This window comes from Massilia sp. PWRC2 (assembly GCF_049896725.1).
In the GTDB taxonomy this organism is placed as follows: Bacteria; Pseudomonadota; Gammaproteobacteria; order Burkholderiales; family Burkholderiaceae_D; genus JAFCUW01.
The window spans coordinates 84,513-98,941 of the sequence record NZ_JAFCUW010000010.1; the positions used below are offsets into that span (position 1 = coordinate 84,513).

The 14,429-nt window shown below is 65.0% G+C and carries 11 protein-coding genes; 3 read left to right on the forward strand and 8 right to left on the reverse strand.

Going from position 1 to position 14,429, the window contains the following annotated elements; all coding sequences use genetic code 11:
- Positions 1–3: 3 nt before the first annotated feature.
- From ACP7BZ_RS18660 to ACP7BZ_RS18670, 3 genes are all read right to left on the reverse strand, one after another.
- Positions 4–894 (reverse strand): branched-chain amino acid ABC transporter permease, encoded by an 891-nt coding sequence (locus tag ACP7BZ_RS18660; RefSeq protein WP_426115906.1) that lies wholly within the window; start codon positions 892–894, stop codon positions 4–6.
- Positions 895–1,009: 115 nt separating this feature from the next.
- The gene (locus ACP7BZ_RS18665; protein WP_426115908.1) at positions 1,010–2,167 is read right to left on the reverse strand and encodes an ABC transporter substrate-binding protein; all 1,158 of its coding nucleotides are present in this window, start codon (positions 2,165–2,167) and stop codon (positions 1,010–1,012) included.
- A 263-nt stretch (positions 2,168–2,430) separates the two neighbouring features.
- The gene (locus tag ACP7BZ_RS18670) at positions 2,431–2,862 is read right to left on the reverse strand and encodes a hypothetical protein (RefSeq protein WP_426115910.1); all 432 of its coding nucleotides are present in this window, start codon (positions 2,860–2,862) and stop codon (positions 2,431–2,433) included.
- 104 nt (positions 2,863–2,966) lie between these two features.
- On the opposite strand from ACP7BZ_RS18670, the gene ACP7BZ_RS18675 reads away from it, so the two are divergent.
- From ACP7BZ_RS18675 to eutC, 3 genes are read left to right on the forward strand one after another with little or no spacing between them, the layout of a single operon-like run.
- Positions 2,967–3,503 carry a GNAT family N-acetyltransferase gene (locus tag ACP7BZ_RS18675; protein ID WP_426115912.1) on the forward strand — a complete coding sequence of 179 codons (537 nt, stop codon included), beginning with the start codon at positions 2,967–2,969 and terminating at the stop codon, positions 3,501–3,503.
- Between the two features lies 1 nt (position 3,504).
- Positions 3,505–4,902 carry an ethanolamine ammonia-lyase subunit EutB gene (locus tag ACP7BZ_RS18680; RefSeq protein WP_426115914.1) on the forward strand — a complete coding sequence of 466 codons (1,398 nt, stop codon included), beginning with the start codon at positions 3,505–3,507 and terminating at the stop codon, positions 4,900–4,902.
- A complete protein-coding gene (gene eutC / locus ACP7BZ_RS18685; RefSeq protein ID WP_426115916.1) occupies positions 4,899–5,684 on the forward strand; it encodes an ethanolamine ammonia-lyase subunit EutC in 786 nt (261 codons plus the stop codon). The genes ACP7BZ_RS18680 and eutC overlap by 4 nt, the downstream gene beginning before the upstream one ends.
- On the opposite strand, the gene serB is transcribed toward eutC, so the two are convergent.
- The 5 genes from serB to ACP7BZ_RS18710 form a co-directional block, all read right to left on the reverse strand.
- Positions 5,681–6,523 carry a phosphoserine phosphatase SerB gene (serB, locus tag ACP7BZ_RS18690; RefSeq protein WP_426116097.1) on the reverse strand — a complete coding sequence of 281 codons (843 nt, stop codon included), beginning with the start codon at positions 6,521–6,523 and terminating at the stop codon, positions 5,681–5,683. The two genes, eutC and serB, sit on opposite strands and share 4 nt — an antisense overlap.
- Before the next feature lie 24 nt (positions 6,524–6,547).
- Positions 6,548–10,000, reverse strand: coding sequence for a transcription-repair coupling factor (gene mfd / locus ACP7BZ_RS18695; protein WP_426115918.1), 3,453 nt, complete (start codon positions 9,998–10,000; stop codon positions 6,548–6,550).
- A 115-nt stretch (positions 10,001–10,115) separates the two neighbouring features.
- Complete coding sequence (locus ACP7BZ_RS18700; RefSeq protein WP_426115920.1) at positions 10,116–11,060, reverse strand: 5'-nucleotidase; 945 nt, start codon at positions 11,058–11,060, stop codon at positions 10,116–10,118.
- Positions 11,060–12,127 carry an HDOD domain-containing protein gene (locus ACP7BZ_RS18705; protein ID WP_426115922.1) on the reverse strand — a complete coding sequence of 356 codons (1,068 nt, stop codon included), beginning with the start codon at positions 12,125–12,127 and terminating at the stop codon, positions 11,060–11,062. The genes ACP7BZ_RS18700 and ACP7BZ_RS18705 overlap by 1 nt, the downstream gene beginning before the upstream one ends.
- 70 nt (positions 12,128–12,197) lie before the next feature.
- Entirely contained in the window at positions 12,198–14,219 is a 2,022-nt protein-coding gene (locus ACP7BZ_RS18710; protein ID WP_426115924.1) for an OPT family oligopeptide transporter, read from the reverse strand.
- Positions 14,220–14,429: the final 210 nt, after the last annotated feature.

Genomic DNA, 14,429 nt, shown 5'->3' on the forward strand with positions numbered 1-14,429 from the left:
CCTTCAGACCTTCTTGATCGCGGTTTTGCCGAACAGGCCGGCCGGCTTGATCGCCAGGACCAGCAGCAGCAGCACCAGGCCCGGTACTTCCTTGTAGCCGGTCGAAATATAGTAACCAGTGGCAGTTTCGGCGATGCCCAGGATCAGGCCGCCGACGATGGCGCCCATGCCCGAGGTCAACCCGCCGATGATCGCCACGGCGAACGCTTTCAAGCCCAGCGAGGCGCCCATGGTGGCGCCGGTCAGCGTCAGCGGTGCTACCAGCACGCCGGCAAAGGCGGCGGTGGCCGACGACAGGGCGTACGAAAAGGTGATCACCATGCTGGTGTTAATGCCCATCAGCCCGGCGGCGTCGCGGTCGTTCGAGGTGGCGACCACGGCCTTGCCGTAGATCGACTTGCGGTTGAACAGTTCGACCGCCAGCATGATGGCCAGCGCGCCGACGATGACGGCGATCTGCATCGGCTGCACGTTCGCACCGAGCACGTTGATCGGGGTGGTCGGCAGCGGCGAGGGAAAGGTCAGATCGTCCTTGCCCCAGATATTTTCAGCGACGTTTTTAAAGATGATGGCCAGCGCGATGGTCGACATGATCCAGCCAAATTCCGACTTGATCTTGATGGCCGGGCGCACGCCGATCCATTCGACAAACATGCCCTGCAGGCCACCGAACACCAGCACCACCGGGATCATCAACAGATAACTGAGGTAAGGGCCGCCGTGGATCGAACCGACCAGCGACAGGCCCACCAGGGCGCCTAACATGAGCGCTTCGCCCTGGCCGAAATTGAGGGTGCCGGAAGTGGCGAAGGTGAGCTGGTAGCCGAAGGCGATGACGGCGTAAATCATGCCGAGAGCGATGCCGGAAAAGACAATCTGTAGCAGGATATCCATGATGTGGTCCAGTGGGCGGCGCAAGGGGCAGGCGCCGCCGGTCAACAAGAAAATGGCCAGGCTTGAATCCTCAAGGCTGGCCAGAATGACAGCGAACAGCTACGGGAATGCAGAATTACTTGGCCAGTACGACGTGTCCGCCTTTGACTTCACCGAACACGGTGTTCTTGAAGTCGATTGCTTCGTGGTCATCCTTGCTAAATGGCTTGGCGTAAGAAGTGACGACACCATCGACCTTCTCGTTGAGGTTCTCCAGCGCGGCCAGGATCTTCGGACCATCCGTGGCGCCGGCCTGCTTGATGGCGGCGGCCAGCAGGTAGATCGAGTCGTAACCCTGGGCGGCCGACACGGGCGACGGCATGCGGCCGTTCGGTGGGTTGTAGGCTTTCACGTAAGCGTCGATGAAGCTCTTGCGCTTGGCCGTGGTGGGGTCCTGGATGAAGGTTTGCGGCATGCGGGTGCCGTCGCCGTTTTTGCCGGCGTTGTCGATGAAGTTACCCATCGACAGGGTCCAGGACCCGATCAGCGGCACTTTCCAGCCCAGCTTTTCCATGCCATTGGCAATCTGTGCCAGCTCCGGGCCGATACCATAAGTCAGCACTGCTTCGGCGCCGGCTTGCTTGGCCTTGAGCAGCTGGGCCGTCATGTCGACGTCCTTGATGTTGTATTTTTCGGTAGCGACTGGCTTCATGCCGCGCTTGTCGAGGGCTTTTTCCAGGTCTTCACGGCCGAGCTGGCCGTAGTTGGTGGAGTCGGCCAGGATTGCCAGCTTCTTGAACTTGCGGCGCTCAACGGCTTCCTGGATGATCATTTCCGACTGGATCTGGTCGCTGGCGGCGTTACGGAAAATGTAGTTGGCCGGCTCCTTGGCGAATTGCTGGGTGATGATGGAGCCGGTGGCGACGTTGTTCATCACCGGAATTTTTGCTTCCTGGTAGAAGCGCTGCGAGGCCAGGGCGACGCCCGTATTGATGTAGCCGACGGTGGCGACGACGCGTTCCTTGTTGATCAGTTCCTGGGCGACCTGCACGCCGCGCGGTGGCGCTGCTTCATCGTCGCGCTCGATCAGCTGGATCTGGCGACCGAGTACGCCACCCTTGGCATTGATTTCAGCGGCGGCCAGCTTGGCGCCGTCGCGCATCGACACGCCCATGGGCGCGGAGCCGCCCGTGAAAGGACCGGCGACGCCAATCTTGATGGGGTCGGCGGCGATGGCCGACATCGACACACCGAGTGCTATTGCTGCTACCAGCGTCTTCAACTTGAAATTCATTTGCTGTCTCCATGATGTAATTTTATGACTGCCTTACGTGGGCGTCGCCGTCCATCGATGATCGATTGTATGGGAGCATTTTGGTAACAGCAATCGTTAGATGTGACGCGTTGCAACAATTTTTCTTGTAAGGCGGCGGTAAGAAAGAAGGCGTAGGAACATCAGGTACTTACGGTTATACGGGGGCCGCGCCAAACAAAAAGGCCGCAATCGCTTGCGGCCTTACAGTGAGGTGCGGTTGTTTGCGCTCCCGCCGTGCGCGATCAGCGGCCGAAGCGCGTACCGATGCCGATACCGCCCCAGTTGCGCCCGCCATGATGGCCGCCCCAGCTCCGGCCAAAACCGAGGTCGAGGCCAATCGAAACGGGCGGATAATAGTACGGCGCCGGCGCATAATAAACCGGTGCCGGGTAGTAGACGGGCTGCTGCACGTACACAGGTTGCTGCACATAAACAGGCTGGGTGACGATGGGCGCCGACGAATACACGGTGGCGCTGCCGGTGCCCGACGCCGCCGCCAGGCGGTCGCCCGTGCCAGGTGCCACCGGGGTGACCGACACCACGTGCCAGTCGGCGGAGTTGGCCGGTGGTGCGTACACGCTGCCATAGGCGGCGCGCGGCGCATCGTAGGCGCAGCCGGTCAAGGTAGCGGCAGCAGCGGCAACAATCGTGATTACAATGGTTAAGCTTTTCATGGGGTCCTCGCGCAATGTGGGCACTATGATATAAATACTAAGGGAAATATCAGAAATGTCCTACCCGGATTACAGCTTGTTACACTCGCAAGGGGGGCTGCAACATGACTGAGCGCGTGCTGCGGCTGGCCACCGTGGCCGATATTGACCGACTGGAGGCGCTGATCGAACGCTCGGCGCGCGCGCTGTCGGGCGGATTTTACACGCCGGCCCAGCTCGACGCTGTCACCACCGAAGTGTTCGGCGTCGACAGCCAGTTGATCGCCGATGGCAGCTATTTTGTGATCGAGCAGGATGGCGCCTTGCTCGCCTGCGGCGGCTGGGGCATGCGCTCGACCGGTTGCGGCGGCGACAAGCACAAGACGGCGCCCGAACGGCTGCTCGATGCGGCCACCGAAAGCGCCCATATCCGCGCCTTTTTTGTCGATCCGGCACATGCGCGGCGCGGCCTCGCCTCGCAACTGATGGCGCACTGCGAGCAGGCCGCCGCCGCTGCCGGTTTCCGTTCGCTGCAACTGGTGGCCACCATGCCCGGCGTGCCGCTGTACCGCAAGCTGGGCTTCGCGCTGGTCGAACCGTATGAATTGCCGCTGTCGGTGCCGGTGCCGGTGGCGCTGATGCGGCGCGCGCTGCAGGCTTGATATGTCTGCATACGCCCATACCGTCGGCGCCGTCGTCTACCGCTTCGACAGCCTGCGCACGCTGCTGGCCAAGGCCAGCCCGCCCCGTTCGGGCGATCTGCTCGCCGGCCTCGGCGCGGCCAGCGCCGCCGAGCGGGTGGCCGCGCAAATGGCGCTGGCCGACCTGCCGCTGACGGTGTTCCTCAATGAAGCGCTGATCCCGTACGAAGCCGACGAAGTGACCCGCCTGATCATCGATGGCCACCAGCGCGCCGCCTTCGCCGCCATCAGCCACCTGACCGTGGGCGGCCTGCGCGACTGGTTGTTGAGCGAGGCGGCGGCCGACAGCGCGCTGGCCTTGAACGTCATCGCCGCTGGCGTCACGCCGGAAATGGCGGCCGCGGTGTGCCGGCTGATGCGCAACCAGGATTTGATTCTGGTAGCCTCGCGCTGCCAGCGCACCAGCAGTTTTCGCAACACCATTGGTTTGCCGGGCCGGCTGTCAACCCGCCTGCAACCGAACCACCCGCAAGATGGCGCTGCCGGCATCGGCGCTGCCATCCTCGATGGCCTGCGCTACGGCAGCGGCGACGCCTGCATCGGCATCAACCCGGCCGCCGACAATCTGCCCCAGCAGGTGCGCCTGCTGCACATGCTCGATGAACTGATTGCCCGCTATGCCATTCCCACCCAGTCGTGCGTGCTCACCCACGTCACCAATACGCTTGCCGCCATCGAGCGCGGCGCGCCGGTCGACCTGGTATTCCAGTCGATCGCCGGCACCGAGGCGGCCAACCGCAGCTTCGGCATCGACCTCGCCCTGCTGAAAGAAGCGCAGGCGGCAGCGCTGGCGCTCGGCCGCGGCACCGTCGGCAACAACGTCATGTATTTTGAAACGGGGCAGGGCAGCTGCCTGTCAGCCAATGCCCACCATGGGCTCGACCAGCAGACCTGCGAAGCGCGCGCCTACGCGGTGGCGCGCGCATTCGCGCCGCTGTTAGTCAATTCGGTGGTGGGGTTTATCGGCCCCGAATACCTGTACGACGGCAAGCAGATCATCCGCGCCGGCCTGGAAGACCATTTTTGCGGCAAGCTGATGGGTCTGCCCATGGGCATCGATGTCTGCTACACCAACCACGCCGAGGCCGACCAGGACGACATGGACACCCTGCTCACGCTGCTGGCCACCGCTGGCTGCACCTTTGTGATGGGGGTGGCGGGGTCGGACGACATCATGCTCAATTACCAGAGCACCTCGTTTCACGACGCTCTCTACATACGCCGCCTGCTGGGCCTGAAAGCGGCCCCAGAGTTCGACGCCTGGCTGCGCCAGATGGGCATTTTCACGGGCGCCGATGGGGTGCGGCTGGGCGCCATGCCGCCCCTGCTGGCGCAGGCCGCGCGCACGCTGGCATCATGAGCGCGCCGCCCGCGCCCGCTGGCGCCATGGGCGCTGCCGATCCTTGGCAAGGCTTGCGCCGGCTGACGGCGGCGCGCATCGCCCAGGGCCACGCCGGGGTATCGATGCCAACCGCGCCGCAGCTGGCGTTTCAGCTGGCGCATGCGCAGGCGCGCGACGCCGTTCACGTGGCGCTCGACGTCGATGCACTGGCCGCGCGCCTGCCCGCTGCCAGCGTGCGGGTGCACAGCATGGCAGCCGACCGCCCCACCTATCTGCGCCGGCCCGACCTGGGGCGCCAGCTTGATCCTGTTTCACGCGCGCGCCTCGGTGCCAGTCACGGCCCGTTTGATCTGTGCGTGGTGCTGGCCGACGGCCTGTCGGCGCCAGCGATCGCGCGCCACGCGGCGCCCCTGCTCGAACTGCTGTGGCCAGCGCTGACGGCAATGACAGTGGCGCCGCTGGTAATTGCCGAACAGGCGCGGGTGGCGCTGGGCGACGACATCGCCAGCGCGCTCGGGGCGCAGCTGGTAGTGGTGTTGATTGGCGAGCGGCCCGGCCTGAGTGCAGCCGACAGCCTGGGTATCTACCTGACCTGGGCGCCGCGCGTCGGGCTGACCGACGAGCGCCGTAACTGCATCTCGAATGTGCGCCCGGAAGGCTTGCCGTATGCCGCGGCAGCCGCGGCGCTGCTGTACCTGATGGACGGCGCACGCCGTATGGGCAGCTCGGGTGTGGCGCTCAAGGACGAGCGCGCGCTGGCAGGCGGCGCCAGTTTGCTACCCCAACAGGATGAAGCTTAGCGCAGGATGTGCAGCACGCCATCGAGCCCGCTGAAGTTGAGGGCGACCGCCGCCTGCCGCTGCACCACCGGCTTGGCGCGAAACGCCACCGACAGGCCGGCGATGGCCATCATCTGCAAATCGTTGGCGCCATCGCCCATGACGATCGCCTGCGACGGAGCAATGCCCAGCTGCTCGCACACCAGCTTGACGGTATCGCGCTTGGCTTCGGCGTCGACGATGGCGCCGGCCACCTGGCCGGTGAGTTTACCGTCGATGATTTCCAGGCTGTTGGCGTTGCTGTAGTCAAGCCCCAGGCGCGCGCGCAGGTGGTCGGTAAAAAAGGTAAAACCGCCCGATACCAGCAAGGTCTTGATATTGGCCGCCTTGACCGCCGCCAGCAGGGCGTCGGCGCCGGGCGAGAGTTGCAATCGCTCGTCATAGACGCGGTGCAGGGCGGCGGCATCGAGCCCTTTGAGCAGCGCCACGCGCTGGCGCAGGCTGTCGGCAAAACCGATCTCGCCGCGCATGGCCGCTTCCGTAATGGCCGCCACCTGTGGCTTCAAGCCCTGCATGTCGGCGATTTCATCGATGCACTCGATGGTGATCAGGGTCGAATCCATGTCCATCGCCAGCAGGCTGTAGTCACGCAGGGTGGCGGCGCTATCGATGAAGGTGGCGTCAACGCAGGCCGCCTGCGCCGCCTGCTGCACCGCTGCGCGGGTGGCGCTGTCGCAGGTCACGTTAGCGCAGCGCAGCGCGTGTGCCGACAGCACGTGCACGCTGTGCGGCGCGGCCAGGGCGGCGATCGTGTGCAACAGCCCGAGCGAGGCTTGCGGACCCTGTAACACCAGTTTCATCGTCATCGTCATTGTCCCTTCAGCTTAAGCCAGCAGTTGTTTGATGGTCTGTTTGACCTGGGTGACGCGTGCCGCCAGGTCGGGCATGCTGGCGGTGATGCGCAGCTTGTCCTGGCCGGCCAGCTTGATGTGGCGGTTCTTCTGGATCAGGGTGATGATGCGCAGCGAATCAATCGGCGGGTTGACCATGAACTGCAGGCTGGCCGCTTCGCCATGGGCGTCGATCTTGACGATGCCGACCGACTTGGCAACAATGCGCAGGCGGTGCGTTTCGATCAGGGCCTTGACCGGGTCGGGCAGTTTGCCGAAGCGGTCGATCAACTCTTCCTGCATGTCGTCGACCTTTTCCAGGGTGGCGCAATTGGCCAGCCGCTTGTAGATCGACAGGCGCTCGTTGACGTCGCCGCAAAAGTCGACCGGCAGCAGTGCCGGCACATGCAGGTTGATTTCAGTGGTGGTCGCCAGCGGCGCCGCCAGATCCGGCTCCTTGCCTGCCTTGAGCGAGCGGATTGCCTCCTGCAGCATGTCCGAGTACATCTGAAAACCCACTTCGAGCATTTCGCCCGACTGGTTCTCGCCGAGCACTTCGCCGGCGCCGCGAATTTCCAGGTCGTGCATGGCAAGGAAAAAGCCCGAGCCCAGTTCTTCCATCTGCTGGATCGCATCTAACCGGCGCTGCGCCTGCTTGGTCAGCACCGCGACGTCATGCACCAGCAGGTAGGCATAAGCCTGGTGGTGCGAACGGCCGACGCGGCCGCGCAGCTGGTGCAGCTGGGCCAGGCCGAACTTGTCGGCGCGGTGCATGATGATGGTGTTCGCCGTCGGCACGTCGATGCCGGTCTCGATGATGGTGGTGCACAGCAGGATGTTGTAGCGCTGGGCGACGAAATCGCGCATCACCGTTTCCAGCTCGCGCTCGTGCATCTGGCCGTGGGCAATGCCGATGCGCGCTTCCGGCAGCAGTTCGCTGAGCATGGCCATGCGATTGCCGATGGTCTCGACTTCGTTGTGCAAAAAGTAGATCTGGCCGCCGCGCTTGAGTTCACGCAGGCAGGCTTCGCGGATCACCGAACCATCTTCGCTGCGCACAAAGGTTTTAATCGCCAGCCGCTTTTGCGGCGCGGTGGCGATGATGGAAAAATCGCGCAAGCCTTCGAGCGCCATGCCCAGCGTGCGCGGGATTGGCGTGGCGGTCAGGGTGAGCACATCGACTTCGGCCCGCAGGGCTTTCAAGGCTTCCTTTTGGCGCACGCCAAAACGGTGTTCTTCGTCGATGATCACCAGCCCCAGGCGGGTGAACTGGACATCGGCCGACAGCAGCTTGTGGGTGCCGATGACGATGTCGAGGGTGCCGTCGGCCATGCCCTTGATGGCGTTGTTGATCTCTTTACCGGTGCGAAAACGCGACAGCTCGGCGATGCGTACCGGCCAGTCGGCAAAGCGGTCAGCGAACGTCTGCGCGTGCTGCTCGGCCAGCAGGGTGGTGGGCGCCAGGATCGCCACCTGTTTGCCACCCATGACCGCGATAAAGGCGGCGCGCAGCGCCACTTCGGTCTTGCCGAAGCCGACGTCGCCGCACACCAGGCGGTCCATCGGCTTACCGCTGGTCATATCCTTGATGACGTTGGTGATCGCCTCGGCCTGGTCGGGCGTCTCTTCAAAGCCAAAACTTTCGGCGAAATTCTGGTAATCGTGCGACGAATATTCGAAGGCGTGGCCCTGGCGCAGGGCGCGGCGGGCGTACAGATTGAGCAGCTCGGCGGCGGTGTCGCGCACCTGTTCGGCGGCGCGCCGCTTGGCTTTTTCCCAGTTGCCCGAGCCGAGTGCGTGCAGTGGTGCGTCTTCCGGCGAAGCGCCCGAATAGCGGGCGATCACATGCAGCTGCGACACCGGCACATACAGCTTGGTGTCCTTGGCATATTCGAGGTGCAGGAACTCGGTCTCGCCTTCGCCCAGGTCCATGCTGGTCAAGCCCATGTAGCGGCCGATGCCATGGTTGATGTGCACCACCGGGTCGCCGATTTTCAGCTCCGACAGGTCGCGCACCATCGACTCGACCTGGGTCACGCCCTCCTGCTTCTTGTGGCCGACGCGCCGGCCGGAACCGGCATACAGTTCGGTCTCGGTGATGAACACCAGCGTCTCTTGCTGTTCGCCCTGGCCGAACAGCTCGAAGCCCGCCTGCAGCGGCGCCACCCCCAGCGACAGCCTGGCCGACGATTGCATAAAGCCCTCGAAGCCCTCGACCGCCACCAGCGTCAGCGCATATTCATTAAAATACTGCTGCAGCGTTTCGCGGCGGCCGTTCGATTCGGCGCAAATCATCACGCGGCCGCGCTGGCCCAGCAGATACGCCCGCAAATTGGTCAGCGGATCGTCGAGACGGCGGTTGACGGCGATATTTGGCATCGGCGCCGACAGTTCCGACGGCGCGCTGCCGTCGCCCTCGCGGTTGATGACCCAGCGCGGCAACGGTTTGGCCAGCGTAAAAAACGCTTCGTCGCTGAGGAACAGTTCGTCCGGCGGCAGAATCGGCCGCTCGCGGTCGGACTTGAGAAAGCGGTAGCGCGACTGTGTGTCGCTCCAGAAGCGCTTGATGGCGGCGTCGATGTCGCCCACCAGGGCCAGCGTGGTGTGCGCGGGCAGGTAGTCGAACAGGGTGGCGGTCTGCTCGAAAAACAGTGGCAGATAGTATTCGATGCCGGCCGAGGCGATGCCGCTGCCGATGTCCTTGTAGACCACCGAGCGACTGGGATCGCCCTCGAAGCGCTCGCGCCAGCGGCTTCTAAAACTGGTGCGCGACGGTTCATCCATGGGAAATTCGCGGCCCGGCAGCAGCCGCACTTCGCGCACCGGATAGAGCGAGCGCTGGGTGTCGGCATCAAAGGTGCGGATGGTTTCGATCTCGTTGCCAAACAGGTCGAGCCGGTAAGGTAGCGCAGAGCCCATCGGGAACAGGTCGATCAGGCCGCCGCGCACCGAGTATTCGCCGGGCGACATCACCTGGCTGACGTGGCTGTAGCCGGCCAGCGTCAGTTGCGCCTTGAGGGCTGCTTCGTCGAGCTTTTCGCCCTGCTTGAAAAAGAAGGTGTAAGCGGCCAGGAACGACGGCGGCGCCAGCCGCACCAGCGCGGTGGTGGCCGGCACGATCAACACATCGCAGTGGCCGTTACGGATTTCGTGCAGGGTCGCCAGTCGTTCCGAGACCAGGTCCTGGTGCGGCGAAAAGGCATCGTAGGGCAGGGTTTCCCAGTCCGGCAGCAGGTGACAGGCCAGGCCACTGGCAAACCATGGCAGTTCGCCCAGCAAACGCTGGCCGTCGCTGGCGCTGGCCACCACCACGGTGAGCATGCGTTGTTGTTTTTTCAGGGCCAGCGCCGCCACCGCCAGGGCGTAAGCATCGGCGGAACCATACAGGGTGGGAAGGGCGAAGCGGCTGCCCGGTTTCGGCAGGGATGTGGAGAGCTCGAAAGGCATGCGGGATGCGCGTCTACTGGGAGGAAAGAGCCTGCCATTATAGTCCGATTCGGCGGGCGCCCGCGCGCCAGCGCTCAGGCTTGACGCGCAGCGAACCGCCCCTGACCCGGGTCATTCAGTTCGCAGGGCCAGCGGCGCGGTTGGCGATGCCAAACGGGACATGGACCATGGGGATGGTGCCGCCCGGGGTAGAGCGCAGGTGACTGAGCTGGTCGTCGAAAAACAGATGTGGCTTGAACACCGACAGCACGCGCGCCTTGTCCATACCGCCCAGGAAGAACGTCTCGTTGGCCGATACCCCCCAGCTTTTCAGCGTCGTCACCACCCGCTCGTGCGAGGGCGCGCTGCGGGCGGTGATGATGGCGATGCGCAGCAGCTTGCGATAATGCGGGTCCTTGCGCTGCATGCGCTCTTCCATGCGCTGCATCAGCGCGAGGCGCTGGAACAGGATCGCCAGCGGACCCGGTTGATGGGGGCGGCCGATGTGCAGCGTCTCGTGAGCGTGGAACTGGTCCAGGCCGCCCTGCTTGAAAACAGTCTCCGATTCGTCGTCGGCGATGACGCCGTCGAAATCGAAGGCCACCCGCAACTCGGCGTCGCTGTCGTCGTCGTCGGTCTTCGACGGCAGCACCAGCCCGGCCGCGTGGCCGGCGGCGATGGCGTGACGGACGTCGTCCTCGTTGGCGCTCAAGAACAGCGCCGTATTAAACGCTGCCAGATAAGGGTAGGGCGCGGCGCCGGTCATGAAGGCGGCGCGCGAAATATCGAGGCCATAATGGGCAATCGAGCGCATCACGCGCAAGCCCGTCTCCGGCGAATTACGGGAAAACAGCACCACTTCGACCGGGCTTTGGCGGGGGAAGTGGCGGTTGATGTTGAGCAGGCGCCGGATAAACGGAAATGCCACGCCTTTTTCCAGCAGGACGTCGAGGTGCTGCTCCTGGTAATTGCGGTATTGCTCGGCGCCCTGCTCGAGGTACACCTGGTGCGAGCCGGCCAGGTCGAACAGCGCCGACGAGGCCACCCCGATCACCAGCTTCTGGCTGATATCGAAAGCCATCAGGCACGCCGTTTCTGTTGGTCGTCCAGCAGGCGCTCGAGTACGGTGCGCTCGATGGCGGTGGGGGCGACGCTGGCAATGAAGGCGTCGACGCTGGCGGGGTCGAGCTGGCCGGCATCGAACAACACGCACAGCATGGCCAGCCGCTCGGCGCTGGCCAGCACCTGCGCCATCGCCGTGTCATCGTTGGCGGCGTCGCCGGCGGCCAGGATGGCGCTGGCCACGCCCGGCGGGAAGTCCCACTGGGTGGCGATGCGCGCCGACAGGCAGCGCGCGTCGGCACGCAGCTCGGCGTAGAACTGCGCCGACGGCGGCAGCGCCGCGCCGCTGTAGACGCGGTCGAACAGGCGCAGCGCCACCACCAGGCCGATGTTGTGCAGCAGGCCGGCCAGGTAGGCTTCGAAGCGGTTGACGCCGACAGCCGGCGCCAGCGCACTCGCTGCCAGCGCGCACAGTTCGGACTGGCGCCACACCAGCGGCGCGCCGTACTGGGCGAAACGGCCGCTGTTGGCATTGATGATGGGGCGGAAAGCGACCCGCGCCAGCAGCATGCGCATGCCATTGGTACCGAGCAGCATGGCGGCCGACTCGATGGTGCGCAGCGGCGCGCTGGGGCTGTAATACGGGCTGTTCGCTTCGCCGATGACGGCCGCCACCAGCACCACGTCCTGCGCCAGCTGGCGTGACAGTTCGGCGCCCGACATGCTGTCGTCGCGCAGGCTTTTGAGCAGCTGCGGAATAACTTCGGGCACGCGCGGCACCAGCGCGGCGCCGTCACCGGGCGCTTCGATCAGGCGCGCCAGCTCGTCGAGCATGCGGCGCTCGGTGGCGGCCGGCACCGGCTCGACCGGATCGCCTGCGATCCACTGGTAAAACAGCAGCGAGAGGTTGGGCACAGCGGTGGGCACAGCGGCGGGCACAGCGGCGGGCACAGCGGCGGGCAAGGCGGCGGCCACCGCCGTGCGCGCGTCCCCCGCCGCCACCGCGGCCGGCCGGGCCAGCGGCTCGCGCGGCCGCGGTGCGGCCCCTTCGTCAGCCTTGAACCATCGGCGTAGCCAGTTGATCATCGAGACAAACCGTGAAAAAAATGCATTGAGGGGCAGGCCATGCTGGTCGCGCAGGCGCAGCTGGCCGCCCTTACAGTTCGACGCGGCGGGCGCTGGTGGCCGACCAGCGGTACAGGCCACCGACCAGCGCGGCGCCCAGCAGCAGCGCCACCAGCATGCCCTGGTGTTCGCTCATGCCATTGGCAATCGCCAGCGGTTCGCCCTTGCCGGAGGAAACGATGAGGGCCGCCAGGCCCACATTGAACAGGCTCTCGCCGACGATAAAGCCGGACATTACCAGCACGCCCATGCGCTTGGCCGCTTCGCCCCAGCTGTGGCTGGAGACGGCGCGCTCGAACAGGTAGCCGCCGACCGCCCCCACCACCACCGGCAAGGTCACCGCGCTGGGCAGATAGATGGCCAGGCCGACGCCCAGCGGTGGCAGGCTGTATTTACCGGCGCTGAATTTTTTCAGCAGGTAGTCAAACAGCACCAGCGCAATGCCAATGGCCGCGCCGTAACCGAGCAGATACCACGGCAGGTCGCCACCGATGACGCCCTTGGCCAGCGTCGAGATCAGGGTCGCCTGCGGCGCCGCCAGCGGGGTGGCCGAAATGGCGCCGATATTCGGCGCGCCGGCAAAGCCGTTGGCGCGGTTGAGCAGTTCAAGCACCGGTGGCACCACCGCCGAACCGGCAAACACGCCGATGATCAGGCCAACCTGCTGCTTCCACGGGGTGGCGTCGACCAGCTGGCCGGTTTTCAGATCTTGCAGATTGTCGTTGCCGATCACCGCCACCGCCAGCACCACGGTGGTGACGAACAGGGCGAACGCCACCAGCGCCTGCGCCACATCGGGACCGATCAGGTGCCGGCCGACCATGCCGACCGACAGCGAGGCGCCGAGGATGGTCAGAATGGCGATGCCGGAGACGGGCGAGTTGGACGAGCCGATCAAGCCCGCCATGTAACCGCAGACAGCGGCGGCGAACATGCCGGCGATCAGGATGTAGCCGACACCGACGGCCACCAGCGGCACCGACAGCGTCGCCAGCGGACCGCCCTGCAGGAATTCGGACAGCAGCCAGCCCGCCGGCACCATCGAAATCAGGGTGACCAGGCCAACCAGGAAGATCGGCAGATCGCGCTCGGAGCGGGGCAGGGCGCCATCGAGGCTGGTCGAATGGCGCGCGGCCGCCATCGCCGAGCGCAGGCCGCCGATGACCGGTTTGGCCAGGCTGGCCAGGGTGATGATGGCGGCCGCGCCGATCACGCCGGCGCCCATCATGCGCACCTGGCGGCTCCACACGCCGAGCGCCTGGTCGGCAGCGCTGACGGTGTCGGCCACCGGAATCCCGGCGCTCACCCATGGTACCAGGATGCCCCAGGCGATCAGCAGGCCGGCCAGCATGGCGATACCGACCGTGATGCCCATCAGGTGGCCGGCGCCGATCAGCGCCAGCGAGCTCGATGCGCCTATGCCGGTGGCACCGGCGCCGGTGCGAAAGTAGATCGACACTTCAGCGGCCATCAGCTTGGCGGCGGCAAACAGGGCAAACAGCGCGGACGCCAGGCTGCCCCAGATCACCGCCCACAGGCCAGCCTTGCCTTCGGCGGCGCCGCTGCGCGAAGCCATGCCGACTTTCAGCACTTCGGCGGCCGCCACCCCTTCCGGGTAAGGCAGATCCGATTGCGACACCAGCGCGCGCCGCAGCGGCATGGTGTACATCACGCCGAGCACACCGCCGATGGCGCAACAGCCAAAGGTGGGCCAGAACGGTACGTGCGCCCACCAGCCGATCATCAACAGGCCGGGCAGCACAAAAATCACCGACGCCAGGGTGCCGGCCGCCGAGGCAATGGTTTGAACGATATTGTTTTCCTGGATGGTGGCGCTCTTGAAGGCCGACAGCAGGGCCATCGAAATGACGGCGGCCGGGATCGAGGTGGCAAAGGTCAGGCCGACCTTCAAGCCCAGATAGACCTGGGCGGCGGTAAATACCAGGGTGATTAATACCCCGAGGATGATGCCGCGCACCGTGATTTCTTGAGGGTCAGCCAGGCTGGCTGTATGGCTCGACGCCACCGGTCCAGCAGTTTTTACCGTCGCCATCCGCAGCGCTCCAATGAAGGGTTGATTGAGGGGCCGTACGGCTTGCTTTTCACGCAAGCCAAGAGCGCCTAACAAAACCTTCAGGACAAGGCGCGGCGGCGAAGACAGTACGTCTTGACAGCAAGCCGGGGCAACGCGGTCATGGAGATTTTGTTAGGCGCTCAACATCGGGCCGGCTCCATCATAACCGCCATGCTGCAAAATGAATAG